This window comes from Pseudomonas sp. MWU12-2029, assembly GCF_023242425.1.
GTDB classification, from domain to species: Bacteria; Pseudomonadota; Gammaproteobacteria; order Pseudomonadales; family Pseudomonadaceae; genus Aquipseudomonas; species Aquipseudomonas kribbensis.
This window is the reverse complement of the sequence record NZ_JALJDY010000011.1, coordinates 196,982-209,320: the sequence shown is the minus strand read 5'-3', so window position 1 is coordinate 209,320 and position 12,339 is coordinate 196,982. Positions and strand designations below refer to the sequence as shown.

Annotated in this window: 13 protein-coding genes; 9 read left to right on the top strand and 4 right to left on the bottom strand. The window is 62.2% G+C overall.

Annotation, left to right across the window (positions count from 1 at the left end; translation table 11 throughout):
- Positions 1-11 precede the first annotated feature (11 nt).
- Together M5B44_RS25165 and M5B44_RS25160 are read left to right on the top strand one after the other, a co-directional pair.
- The gene (locus M5B44_RS25165; RefSeq protein ID WP_248740880.1) at positions 12-746 is read left to right on the top strand and encodes a substrate-binding periplasmic protein; all 735 of its coding nucleotides are present in this window, start codon (positions 12-14) and stop codon (positions 744-746) included.
- A gap of 108 nt (positions 747-854) precedes the next feature.
- Positions 855-1,064, top strand: a complete 210-nt coding sequence (locus M5B44_RS25160) for a hypothetical protein (protein ID WP_114883715.1) — start codon at positions 855-857, stop codon at positions 1,062-1,064.
- On the opposite strand, the gene M5B44_RS25155 is transcribed toward M5B44_RS25160, so the two are convergent.
- The 3 genes from M5B44_RS25155 to M5B44_RS25145 form a co-directional block, all read right to left on the bottom strand.
- Positions 1,058-2,476, bottom strand: a complete 1,419-nt coding sequence (locus M5B44_RS25155) for an FAD/NAD(P)-binding protein (RefSeq protein ID WP_248740879.1) — start codon at positions 2,474-2,476, stop codon at positions 1,058-1,060. The two genes, M5B44_RS25160 and M5B44_RS25155, sit on opposite strands and share 7 nt — an antisense overlap.
- Before the next feature lie 59 nt (positions 2,477-2,535).
- Positions 2,536-3,939 carry an LLM class flavin-dependent oxidoreductase gene (locus M5B44_RS25150; RefSeq protein WP_248740878.1) on the bottom strand — a complete coding sequence of 468 codons (1,404 nt, stop codon included), beginning with the start codon at positions 3,937-3,939 and terminating at the stop codon, positions 2,536-2,538.
- 215 nt (positions 3,940-4,154) lie between these two features.
- Positions 4,155-4,718, bottom strand: a complete 564-nt coding sequence (locus M5B44_RS25145) for a helix-turn-helix domain-containing protein (RefSeq protein WP_248740877.1) — start codon at positions 4,716-4,718, stop codon at positions 4,155-4,157.
- Between the two features lie 85 nt (positions 4,719-4,803).
- Between M5B44_RS25145 and M5B44_RS25140 the strand changes: the two genes are divergently transcribed.
- The 7 genes from M5B44_RS25140 to M5B44_RS25110 all read left to right on the top strand — a co-directional run bounded on the left by M5B44_RS25140 (position 4,804) and on the right by M5B44_RS25110 (position 11,888).
- Positions 4,804-5,742 carry a DMT family transporter gene (locus M5B44_RS25140; protein ID WP_248740876.1) on the top strand — a complete coding sequence of 313 codons (939 nt, stop codon included), beginning with the start codon at positions 4,804-4,806 and terminating at the stop codon, positions 5,740-5,742.
- A gap of 106 nt (positions 5,743-5,848) precedes the next feature.
- On the top strand, positions 5,849-8,749 hold the full coding sequence (locus M5B44_RS25135) for a monovalent cation/H+ antiporter subunit A (protein ID WP_248740875.1): 2,901 nt from the start codon (positions 5,849-5,851) through the stop codon (positions 8,747-8,749).
- The gene (locus M5B44_RS25130; protein WP_003192163.1) at positions 8,749-9,093 is read left to right on the top strand and encodes a Na+/H+ antiporter subunit C; all 345 of its coding nucleotides are present in this window, start codon (positions 8,749-8,751) and stop codon (positions 9,091-9,093) included. Before M5B44_RS25135 ends, M5B44_RS25130 begins: the two co-directional genes overlap by 1 nt.
- Entirely contained in the window at positions 9,090-10,769 is a 1,680-nt protein-coding gene (locus tag M5B44_RS25125; protein ID WP_085731959.1) for a monovalent cation/H+ antiporter subunit D, read from the top strand. The genes M5B44_RS25130 and M5B44_RS25125 overlap by 4 nt, the downstream gene beginning before the upstream one ends.
- Positions 10,766-11,254, top strand: a complete 489-nt coding sequence (locus M5B44_RS25120; protein ID WP_248740874.1) for a Na+/H+ antiporter subunit E — start codon at positions 10,766-10,768, stop codon at positions 11,252-11,254. Before M5B44_RS25125 ends, M5B44_RS25120 begins: the two co-directional genes overlap by 4 nt.
- Positions 11,251-11,529, top strand: coding sequence for a K+/H+ antiporter subunit F (locus M5B44_RS25115; protein ID WP_003225959.1), 279 nt, complete (start codon positions 11,251-11,253; stop codon positions 11,527-11,529). The genes M5B44_RS25120 and M5B44_RS25115 overlap by 4 nt, the downstream gene beginning before the upstream one ends.
- Positions 11,526-11,888, top strand: a complete 363-nt coding sequence (locus M5B44_RS25110) for a Na+/H+ antiporter subunit G (protein WP_085711416.1) — start codon at positions 11,526-11,528, stop codon at positions 11,886-11,888. Before M5B44_RS25115 ends, M5B44_RS25110 begins: the two co-directional genes overlap by 4 nt.
- Here the strand turns inward: M5B44_RS25110 and M5B44_RS25105 are convergent.
- Positions 11,885-12,325, bottom strand: coding sequence for a DUF3995 domain-containing protein (locus M5B44_RS25105; protein WP_192551930.1), 441 nt, complete (start codon positions 12,323-12,325; stop codon positions 11,885-11,887). The two genes, M5B44_RS25110 and M5B44_RS25105, sit on opposite strands and share 4 nt — an antisense overlap.
- Positions 12,326-12,339 lie beyond the last annotated feature (14 nt).

Below are 12,339 nucleotides of genomic sequence, written 5' to 3'. Positions count from 1 at the left end.
AGGGACGATCCATGAAACGTTTTGCCGCCTGCCTGTTGTCTCTTCTGGCCCTGACAGCCAATGCGGCAGATCTGCAACTTCTCACCGACAACCATCCTCCGCTGCATTTCCTTCAGGGCGACCAACTGGTGGGCTTCGGCGTGGATGTGGTGCAAGCCCTGGCAGCGCAGACCGGCGATCGCATTCACTTGCAGCAAGTGCCACTGCTGCGTGCCCTGCGCATGGCCAGCGAGACGCCGGACACCGGGGTATTTACCGTGCTGCGCACTGACGCACGGGATGACCGCTATCAATGGGTCGGGCCGCTGATCGAAGTGGAAACCGCGCTGTATGCCCATGACAACTTCCAGCCACCGGTCCGCAGCCTGCGCGAGGCCGATCACCTGGGGCGGATCACCGTACCGCGCAAATGGCTGGTCTACAGCTATCTGCAGGAACAGGACCTGAGCAACCTCTACGGTGTGGAAACCCCGGAACAGATGATGCGTCTGTTCAGTCTCGGGCGGACGGACTTCGTGGTGTCCGACACGTTGTCCAGCGCGTCCCTGGCCCGCGAACAGGGTATGGAACCGGGCCGCCTGCAATATCAGATACCGCTGATGAAGCGCGACACCTACATCGCGTTCTCCCGCCAGACCGATCCCAGGCAGGTCGCACGCTGGCAACAGGCGCTGGACACCCTGCGCGCCGACGGCCGTCTGGAGAAAATTCGCCAGCGCTGGCTGAGCAATACCCTGCCGCGCTGATCACGCATCAACGTCTTTGATAACAACTATCTGAAAAGGTGTTTTTTCTTCTGGCGTCTGTAGCCCTAAAGTGGCAGTCATCTTCCTCCCACTTTCTGGTACAGACCCATGAAAGACTTCATTGCCCTTGGGTTTATCGTCGCCCTGATCGGTGCCACTTCCGCCGCAATCGCCAGCGCACATGGCCACGGACCCGCTGTCGCCATGACCGGCACCCTGAATGTCGACACCGTCGGCATTGACCGTGAGGCCAGGGGCAGTGTGGAGCAGAATCTTTACGTCGCGCAAAACGACTCCGGATTCGCCTACGACTATTGAGCCACCAGCCGCGCGGCCAACGCCTTGGCCTGCGACGCAACATCGGTCACCGCCGTACTTTCCCACCACATCCCTCTCAGTGGCGGGCCCATCGCGAACAGTCGTTGTGACACCTTTCCCTGCGCATCCAGCACCGCACCGTCCACTGCCGCCGCAATCCCCAGCGCCAACGGCCCCGGCTGCACCAGCCCACGGGACAGCAACTGCTGCGGCAAGGGCCGGTCGACCCGGCGCCAGTCGTATTCGATACCACTGGAATTGATCAGCGCCGCACCCTGCACCACGTGCGTTTCACTCTCGCCCCGACGGCGGACGCGAATGCCGACACCACCGCCCGACACCGGCTCAAGGCCTTTATAAGACGCGGCGTGAATCCGCAGGCGCCCTTCGCGGTGCAGCCGCTCGACCAGCTCTGCACTCATCGGCGGCGAACGATGGTGATGACTTTCCCACCACGGCCGCACATGCCGCACGAATTGCCGGCGCTGCACGTCGCTCGCCTGACTCCACAACCGGCCGATGTGCGCGCGCACCGTGTCCAGCGGCGCCTGCCAGTCGATACCTTGCTCGATTGCTTCCCGACAATGCCGGCGCAACTCACGCACTAACTGACGTGGCGTGCGGAGGCTGTGATCCTCGGCGAGAAAGTCCACCCACGCCGGCGGTTGTCGACGCACATGAGGCAGCAGCCCATGCCGGGAGAACACCTCGATCGGCCCGCGATGCCCGGCCTGCTCCAGCGACACCACGGCATCGACCATGGTCAGGCCGGAGCCGATGATCAGTACCGTGGATTGCGGATCGAGCTGGCGCATGGCGCTTACATCCCACGGATCGAGCCCGGCGGCGTTGAGACCGCTGGATTGCTTTTGCGGCGTTCGGGCAGCCGGGAACATCCCGGTGGCGAGCACCGCAAAAGCGCCTTGCAGTCGCTGGCCGTCGCTCAAGGTGAGCTGCACCGAATCGGCTGAAGCCAGTACATCAATCACCTCTGCGCGCACGTGCTCGACCGTCGAGCCATGCTGCGCGCCCACCTGCTGCGCTTCGGCCAGTCGCTGCTGCACATAGACACCGAACAGCCCCCGTGGCGGAAACAGTTCACTGACCGGCACATGCTGCTGATCGGACTCAGGCCAGCCACCACCGGCAATGTGATCGATCAGCCATTGAGTAAGATCATCGGCATTGTCCGGGTCGACGCTCATCCGTGCTGCGTTGCCATTGAGCGTGTGGCCCAGCTCAACCGCGCTGTAAGCTTCGCCCCGGCCCAGTTCGGCCCGAGGTTCGATCACCAGAATCTGTCGCCGGCCCGGCAGGCGCAACAGTTGCACCGCCAGCATTGCGCCGCTGAGGCCGCCGCCGACAATCAGGATGTCGCCGTGACGGATCGCGGTCGTATCGGTTTGAGTCATGCCGTTCTCGCTGCAGAGGGTTTGCTCAAGTCAGTGTCGTGCAGACGCTGCGAGCGAGTCTAGACAGTCGCGACCTTTTTCTCCCGCCTATGCAGCTCACCCAGATTTCGATACCCGCTGCCCGGATGGATCTCCGGCAACCTGGGCCCTTCGCCAAACAGTTTCTCGCGCAACGTTCCCGGCGCGTAATCGGTCTTGTAGACGCCACGTTTCTGCAACTCCGGTACCAACAAATCCACGGCGTCGATGAAGGTTTCATGGGTCAGCGCGTAAGCCAGGTTGAAGCCGTCGACGTCGGTTTCGTCGACCCATTCCTGCAACAGGTCCGCCACTGTTTCGGGGCTGCCGACGAACAACGGGCCGAAACCGCCGATACCGACCCAGTCGGCCAGTTCGTTAGGCGTCCAGACCTTGTTCGGATCCGCGGTGGAAAACGCTTCGACTGCCGATTGAATGGCGTTGGTGTGAACGTGCTTGAGCGGTTCGTCCGGTTTGAAGCGGCTGAAGTCGATACCGGTCCAGCCGGAAATCAGTGCCATTGCACCTTCGTAACTGACCCAGGATTTGTACTCTTCGAACTTGGCTTTGGCCTTGGCGTCGGTCTCGCCGAGGATCACGGTTTGCAGGTTGAAGATCAGGATCTTCGACGGATCGCGCCCGGCCTCGGCGGCGCGGCGGCGGATGTCGGCCACGGTCTTTTTCAGCAGCACCTTGGACGGTGCCGCGACGAACACGCATTCGGCATGCTCGGCGGCAAACTGCTTGCCCCGACTGGACGCCCCGGCCTGATAGAGAACCGGCGTGCGCTGCGGCGACGGTTCACAAAGGTGAATGCCCGGCACCTGGAAGTGTTTACCGTGGTGGCGGATTTCGTGGATCTTGCTCGGATCGCTGAAGATCCGCCGTTCGCGATCCCGCAAAATGGCGCCCTCTTCCCAACTGCCTTCCCAGAGCTTGTAGCAGACCTCCAGGTATTCCTCGGCGAAGTCGTAACGCGCGTCGTGCTCGGTCTGGGCTTGCTGGCCGATGTTCTTCGCGCCGCTCTCCAGATAAGAGGTGACGATGTTCCAGCCGGCACGGCCCTTGGTCAGGTGATCGAGGGTCGACAGGCGTCGGGCGAAGGGATACGGATGCTCGAATGACAACGAAGCAGTCAGACCGAAGCCCAGGTGCTCGGTGACCAGCGCCATCGGCGGGATCAACTGCAACGGATCGTTGACCGGCACCTGCGCCGCCTGCCGGATCGCCGCTTCGCCGTTGCCGTTGTACACGTCGTAGATGCCGAGCACGTCGGCGATGAACAATCCATCAAACTTGCCGCGCTCGAGGATTTTCGCCAGATCGGTCCAGTACTCCAGATCCTTGTATTGCCAGGAACGATCCCGGGGATGCGCCCACAGGCCCGGCGACTGGTGACCGACGCAATTCATGTCGAAGGCGTTGAGACGGATTTCACGGGGCATCAGAAGGTACTCCCGATTTTCAGGAGGCGTTTAGAGGTTTGATTTGAAGCGGTCATTTGAGGCGACTCCGTGATTCCGGATGAGGATCCAGAACCCATAGCAGGAGTCATGCCTGAATATATTTTCGTTATTTATCAATAAATTGAGATACAAACCTAAAACAATCTGCACGTATAAAAGAACAAACTGTTCATCTACTGTCGGCCCGGCAACAGTCAGATCACCACATTACGCACGAAGCGCGCCGCGACTTCCCCATCGTTGCGATAGGTGTGTGGCTGGTTACTGGCGAACATGAAAAACTCCCCGGCGGCGATGTGCTGCGGCTGGTCGCCGAGCATCAGGGTCAGACAGCCCTCAAACACGAAAATCTGTTCGCTCCAGCCTTCGGCATCCGCTTGCGAGGGATAGACCTCACCCGGTTGCAAACACCATTCCCACTGTTCCACTTCCCGGGTGGCCGCGGCCTTGGACAACAGCACCGCTTTGCTGCCGGGAATGCTGCCGGCCCAGGCCAGTTCGTTGATCCGGCTCGGGTCACGATTGTCCGGGGCCTGGATCAGATCGCTGAACGCTACTTCGAGGGCTTCGGCGACGCGGTCGAGGGTGGTCAGGCTGACGTTTTTCTCGCCGGCTTCTATCGCCACCAACATGCGCCGACTGACCCCGGACTTTTCCGCGAGGGCCGTCTGGCTCATGTCGGCGGCGTGGCGCAGGCGGCGGACGTTCTGGCTGACGTGTTGCAGGACCGAAGCCCGTTGAACAGAATCTTTGTGCACTATATTGCTCACTGGCTGGGGTTGGGCAGTATACTGCGCAACATTTGGCGCATTGTGCGTCCCCTCTTCAAAAGTGCGCAAGATCATGACGTCAGCCAGCTCCCCCCAAACTCCCCTGCGGTTTTCCCGTTTCAGTAAAGCCGAGTGCGTGCTCGTGCTGATCACCATGCTCTGGGGCGGCACCTTTCTGCTGGTGCAGCACGCGATGACCGTCAGCGGCCCGATGTTTTTCGTTGGCCTGCGCTTTGCCGCAGCGGCGAGCATCGTGGCGCTGTTTTCGTGGAAGCACTTGCGTGAGCTGACCCTGTTCGAACTCAAGGCCGGCGCCTTCATCGGCGTGGCGATCCTGCTCGGTTATGGTTTGCAGACCGTTGGCTTGCAGAGCATCCCGAGCAGCCAATCGGCGTTCATCACTGCGCTGTACGTGCCGTTTGTGCCTTTGTTGCAATGGCTGGTGCTGGGCCGGCGCCCGGGCTTGATGCCGAGCATCGGCATCATGCTGGCGTTTACCGGGTTGATGCTGTTGTCAGGGCCGTCCGGCGCTTCATTGAATTTCAGTCCCGGGGAAATCGCCACGCTGATCAGCGCCATCGCCATAGCAGCGGAGATCATTCTGATCAGTAACTACGCCGGGCAGGTCGATGTCCGCCGGGTGACGGTGGTGCAACTGGCGACGACTTCGGCATTGTCATTTCTGATGGTGGTGCCGACCGGTGAGGCGATTCCCGACTTTTCCTGGCTGCTGCTGAGCACTGCCCTGGGCCTGGGCGCGATGAGTGCGGCCATTCAGGTGGCCATGAACTGGGCGCAGAAAAGTGTTTCGCCCACCCGCGCGACCTTGATCTACGCCGGTGAGCCGGTGTGGGCCGGAATCGCCGGGCGGATTGCCGGCGAGCGTCTGCCTGCAATTGCATTGGTGGGCGCGGGACTGATTGTGGCGGCAGTGATTGTCAGTGAGTTGAAGACCAAGGGCAAAGCGACACAAGCGGTCACAGAAGAGTTCGAGCGCGAGACAGAAGGCTAAGCGAGGTTTTTGCGACTACCTTGTAGGATTCAGAGACATCCTCGCGTTTGGCGATCCGGGAGCTGGCACGTATGATGCTTCACAAACTTCCGCAGATTAGAAGCCTATGTCCCTGATAGTTCTACTGCTTCTGCCTTTTGTGGGCAGCTGTCTGGCAGCCGTGCTGCCGCACAACGCACGTAACGCCGAATCCCTGCTGGCAGGCCTGGTCGCTTTGATCGGTACTGTCTCGGTCGCCCTGCTGTACCCGCAAATCGCCCACGGCGGCGTGATCCGCGAAGAGTTCACGTGGCTGCCCAGCCTGGGGCTGAACTTTGTCCTGCGCATGGACGGTTTTGCCTGGCTGTTCTCGATGCTGGTGCTGGGCATCGGTACGCTCGTTTCCTTATATGCCCGTTATTACATGTCGCCGGATGACCCGGTGCCGCGTTTCTTCGCGTTCTTTCTGGCGTTCATGGGCGCCATGCTCGGGCTGGTGATTTCCGGCAACCTGATCCAGATCGTGTTCTTCTGGGAGCTGACCAGCCTCTTCTCGTTCCTGTTGATCGGCTACTGGCACCACCGTCACGACGCCCGGCGCGGCGCCTACATGGCGTTGATGGTCACTGGCGCGGGAGGACTATGCCTGCTGGCGGGGGTCATGATCCTCGGCCATGTGGTCGGCAGCTATGACCTGGACAAGGTCCTGGCCGCCGGCGATCTGATTCGTGCACATGCCCTCTACCCCATCCTGCTTCCCCTCATTCTCATCGGCGCCCTCAGCAAAAGCGCCCAGTTCCCCTTCCACTTCTGGCTCCCCCACGCGATGGCGGCGCCGACACCGGTTTCGGCCTATCTGCACTCGGCGACCATGGTCAAGGCCGGGGTCTTCCTGCTTGCACGTTTGTGGCCGTCGCTGTCCGGCAGCGAAGAATGGTTCTACATCGTCAGCGGCGCTGGCGCTGCCACGCTGTTGCTCGGCGCGTACTGCGCAATGTTCCAGAACGACCTCAAGGGTCTGCTGGCCTACTCGACCATCAGCCACCTCGGCCTGATCACATTGTTGCTGGGCCTGAACAGTCCGCTGGCAGCGGTCGCCGCGGTGTTCCACATTCTCAACCATGCGACCTTCAAGGCTTCGCTGTTCATGGCCGCCGGGATCATCGACCACGAAAGTGGCACCCGCGACATCCGCAAGCTCAACGGTCTGTTCAAACTGATCCCGTTCACCGCCACTCTGGCAATGGTCGCCAGTGCCTCCATGGCCGGAGTGCCGTTGCTCAACGGTTTCCTGTCGAAAGAGATGTTCTTCGCCGAAACCGTGTTCATCAACGCCACCGCGTGGGTTGAAGCGACGTTGCCAATCGTGGCGACCATCGCCGGCACGTTCAGCGTTGCCTACTCGCTGCGTTTCACCGTCGACGTGTTCTTCGGGCCCACCGCCACCGACCTGCCTCACACCCCGCACGAGCCACCACGCTGGATGCGCGCACCGGTTGAACTGCTGGTATTCACTTGCCTGCTGGTAGGGATCTTCCCGGCCCAGATCGTCGGCCCGTTGCTGGCGGCCGCTGCACTGCCGGTAGTCGGCGGCGTACTTCCGGAATACAGCCTGGCGATCTGGCACGGTCTCAACGCACCGATGATCATGAGCCTGATTGCCATGTCCGGCGGCATCGTGGTCTATCTGCTGCTGCGCAATCAGCTCAAGCGCGGCCGCTTCAAGTTCCCGCCGCTGGTGGGCCGCTTCAACGGCAAGCGCCTGTTCGAGCGCAGCCTCGTCGCGATGATGCGCCTGGCTCGGCGACTGGAGCGGCGGATCGGCACCAAACGCCTGCAAACCCAGCTGTTCCTGATGGTGCTGGCGGCGGTGCTCGCCGGGCTGATCCCGATGCTGCACAGCAGCCTGAGCTGGGGCGACCGGCCGAAGATCCCCGGTTCCATCGTGTTCGTGACCCTGTGGCTGCTGGCAATCGCCTGCGCCCTCGGCGCCGCGTGGCAAGCCAAGTATCACCGTCTCGCCGCCCTGACCATGGTCAGCGTCTGCGGCCTGATGACGTGCGTGACCTTCGTCTGGTTCTCGGCGCCGGATCTGGCCCTGACGCAACTGGTGGTCGAAGTGGTGACCACGGTGCTGATCCTGCTTGGCCTGCGCTGGCTACCACGGCGGATCGAAGAGGTTTCACCGTTGCCAAGCAGCCTGCGCAAGGCCCGTGTGCGTCGTCTGCGCGACTTGCTGTTGTCGATTGCCGTCGGCGGTGGCATGGCTTTGCTGTCCTACGCGATGCTGACCCGGCAGACCCCGAACGACATTTCCTCGTTCTACCTGAGCCGCGCCTTGCCTGAAGGCGGCGGCAGCAACGTAGTCAATGTGATGCTGGTGGACTTCCGTGGTTTCGACACCCTCGGCGAAATCACCGTGCTGGTGGCCGTGGCGCTGACCGTATTCGCCCTGCTGCGCCGCTTCCGCCCACCGAAAGAAAGCCTGCAACTGCCAGCCCAGCAACGCCTGCTGGCGCCGGACGTGGTCACCGATCTGGTCAACCCGCGTTCGGCCAGCGACACCGCGCTCGGTTTCATGATGGTGCCGGCGGTGCTGGTGCGCCTGTTGCTGCCGATTGCGCTGGTGGTGTCTTTCTATCTGTTCATGCGTGGACACAACCAGCCAGGGGGCGGTTTCGTTGCCGGTCTGGTGATGTCGGTGGCGTTCATCCTGCAATACATGGTCGCCGGCACCCAGTGGGTCGAGGCGCAAATGAGTCTGCGGCCGCTGCGCTGGATGGGCACCGGACTGTTGTTCGCCACGGTCACCGGACTCGGCGCGATGCTGGTGGGTTATCCGTTCCTCACCACGCATACCTGGCACTTCAGTCTGCCGGTGCTGGGCGATATCCATATCGCCAGTGCATTGTTCTTCGACATTGGCGTGTACGCAGTGGTGGTCGGTTCAACGCTGTTGATCCTCACCGCCCTCGCCCACCAATCGGTCCGGGGTCACAAAACCGCTGCCATCAAAGGAGCCGTCTGATGGAAGAAGTCATCGCAATCGCCATCGGCGTGCTCGCCGCGTCCGGGGTCTGGCTGATCTTGCGTCCGCGGACGTTCCAGGTGGTCATGGGCCTGTGCCTGCTGTCCTACGGCGTCAACCTGTTCATCTTCAGCATGGGCAGCCTGTTCATCGGCAAAGAACCGATCATCAAGGACGGAGTACCTCAGGACCTGCTTAACTACACCGACCCGCTGCCCCAGGCACTGGTACTGACGGCCATTGTCATCAGCTTCGCCATGACCGCGCTGTTCCTCGTAGTGCTGCTCGCGTCGCGGGGCCTGACCGGCACCGACCACGTCGACGGAAGGGAGCCCAAGGAATGACGGCGATGACCCACCTGATCGCCGCACCGATCCTGCTGCCGCTGCTGACCGCCGCCATCATGCTGATGCTCGGCGAAAAGCACCGGCCGCTGAAGGCGAAGATCAACCTGTTCTCCACCATGCTGGGCCTTGTGGTTTCCCTGCTGTTGCTGCAATGGACCCAGACCACCGGCGTACCCGGCTCCATCGGCGTCTATCTGCCGGGCAACTGGCAGGTGCCGTTCGGCATCGTGCTGGTAGTCGATCGGCTGTCGGCGTTGATGCTGGTACTGACCGGCATCATCGGCGTCAGCGCCCTGCTCTTCGCCATGGCCCGCTGGGATGGCGCAGGCTCGAGCTTCCACGCGTTGTTCCAGATTCAGTTGATGGGCCTGTACGGCGCGTTCCTCACGGCGGACCTGTTCAACCTGTTCGTGTTCTTCGAAGTGTTGCTCGCGGCGTCCTACGGTTTGCTGCTCCACGGCTCGGGCCGGGCGCGGGTGTCGTCGGGGCTGCATTACATTTCGATCAACCTGCTGGCCTCGTCGTTGTTCCTGATTGGCGCGGCGCTGATCTACGGCGTCACCGGCACGCTGAACATGGCTGACCTCGCCATGAAGATTCCGCTGGTGCCGGAAGCCGACCGTGGCCTGCTGCATGCCGGCGCGGCGATTCTGGCGGTGGCGTTCCTTGCCAAGGCCGGGATGTGGCCGCTGAACTTCTGGCTGGTGCCGGCCTATTCCTCGGCCAGCGCCCCGGTGGCGGCGATGTTCGCGATCATGACCAAGGTCGGCGTCTACACCTTGCTGCGCCTGTGGACGCTGCTGTTCTCCGGGCAGGCCGGCGCTTCGGCCTACTTCGGCGGCGACTGGCTGATCTACGGCGGCATGGCGACCATGCTTTGCGCCGGCGTGGCGATCATCGCCGCACAACGCCTGGAGCGCATGGCCAGCCTGAGCATCCTGGTGTCGGCGGGGATTCTGCTGTCGGCCGTGGGTTTCGCCCAGCCGAACCTGATCGGCGCGGCGCTGTTCTATCTGGTCAGCTCAACCCTGGCACTGAGCGCGCTGTTCCTGCTGGCGGAACTGATCGAACGTTCGCGTACGGCCGTTGAAGTGCCGCTGGAAGACGAAAACGAGCTGCTGCCGCGTCCGCAGCAATGGCAGCCGCCGGTCAAGGGCATCAACCTCGACGATGACCAGAAAGCAGTGGTCGGCCAGGTGATTCCGTGGACCATGGCCTTCCTCGGCCTTAGCTTCATTGCCTGTGCGCTGCTGATCATCGGCATGCCGCCGCTGTCGGGGTTCATCGGCAAGCTGAGCCTGATCGGCGCCCTGCTCAATCCGTTGGGGCTCGGCACTGGCGAACCGATCTCGAATGCTGCCTGGGCGTTGCTGGCACTGCTGATCCTCACCGGCCTCGGCTCGCTGATGGCGTTCTCGCGCCTGGGCATCCAGCGCTTCTGGTCGCCGGAGGAACGCCCGTCGCCCGTGTTGCGCAAACTGGAATGCACGCCGATTTTCCTGCTGCTCGGCCTGAGCATCGCCCTGACCTTCAAGGCTGAACCGCTGCTGCGTTACACCCAGGCCGCCGCAGACGCGTTGAACAACCCGCAGCAATACGTGATGGCGGTGCTTGGCACTCGCGCCGTACCGAGCCCGGAAGCCAAGGCTGCGCTGCTGGAGGTGCAACCATGAAGCGACTGTTTCCTGCTCCGTGGCTGTCGCTTGCATTGTGGTTGCTGTGGCTGGTGCTGAACCTGTCGATCAGCCCCGGTAACCTGCTGCTGGGGGCGGCGCTGGGTTTCTGCGCGCCTCTGATGATGCGCAAGTTGCGCCCGCAACAGATCCATATCCGCCGCCCTGGCACAATCCTGCGCCTGTTCCTGCTGGTCGGGCGTGACGTGATCATCTCCAATCTGGCGGTGGCGTGGGGTGTGCTCAGCGCGGGACGCCGGCCGCCTCGCTCACGATTCGTCAAGGTGCCGCTGGACCTGCGCGATGCCAACGGTCTGGCGGCGCTATCGATGATCTGTACGGTCGTGCCCGGCACCGTGTGGTCGGAACTGGCGCTGGATCGCAGCATTCTGTTGCTGCACGTCTGGGATCTGGATGACGAGGCGCAATTCATCGAGCACTTCAAGGTCACTTACGAGCAGCCGTTGATGGAGATTTTCGAATGAGCCCGCTGCTGTCGAATGCGATTCTGCTGACGCTGTTCCTGTTCTCGCTGGCGATGGTGCTGACACTGATCCGCCTGTTCAAAGGGCCATCGGCACAGGACCGGGTACTGGCGCTGGACTACCTGTACATCGTCGCCATGCTGATGATGCTGACCCTGGGGATTCGTTACTCCAGCGACACCTATTTCGAAGCGGCGCTGCTGATTGCGCTGTTCGGCTTCGTCGGCTCGTTTGCCCTGGCGAAGTTCCTGCTGCGTGGCGAGGTGATCGAATGAACGCTGAATTGTCTCTGTGGGTGGAAATCCCGGTGGCGATCCTGCTGGTGCTCAGCGGCGTATTCGCCTTGATCGGCGCGACCGGTCTGCTGCGGATGAAGGATTACTTCCAGCGCATGCACCCACCGGCGCTGGCTTCGACCCTGGGCGCGTGGTGCGTGGCGCTGGCGTCGATCATCTGTTTTTCCGCGCTCAAGTCCGGGCCGGTGCTGCACGCGTGGCTGATCCCGATCCTGCTGGCGATCACCGTGCCGGTGACCACCCTGCTGCTGGCGCGTGCGGCGTTGTTCCGCAAGCGCATGGCCGGCGACGATGTGCCGGCTGAAGTGAGCAGCCGACGCACCGAGAGCGGCAGCTAGATCCAGGCGACGGCCAGCAGCCCGGCTCCCAATATCAGACACAGCGGCGAGTAGACCCAAGTGTCGAGCCGGGCAAACCGCGATCCCTTCACTTCCTTGAAAAAACCCACCAGCTCCGAATCTCCGATCGCCCTCGCGAACATCAGCAGCGCAATCGCGCTGATCACCCATTGCAACGCCCAGTGATGCACCGGCGAAAACCACCAGCCCACCCTCATGCACACCAGTGCGGCAATCAGTAGCAGGGCCGCCGCCACCACCAGCGTGATCCAGCCTGACGGCTTGAACGCCGGTCTGAGGGCCTGCCCGCCGTTATCCACCGGAACCTGCGGAATCACCGCCACTGCCGCCCACTGCCCACCCATCGCCCAATACACATGCATCAGGCTGATCGCCGCAAATATCGTCACCAGCCATTGAGCCAACACAAAGGTCATGGTCGAGAATCCTT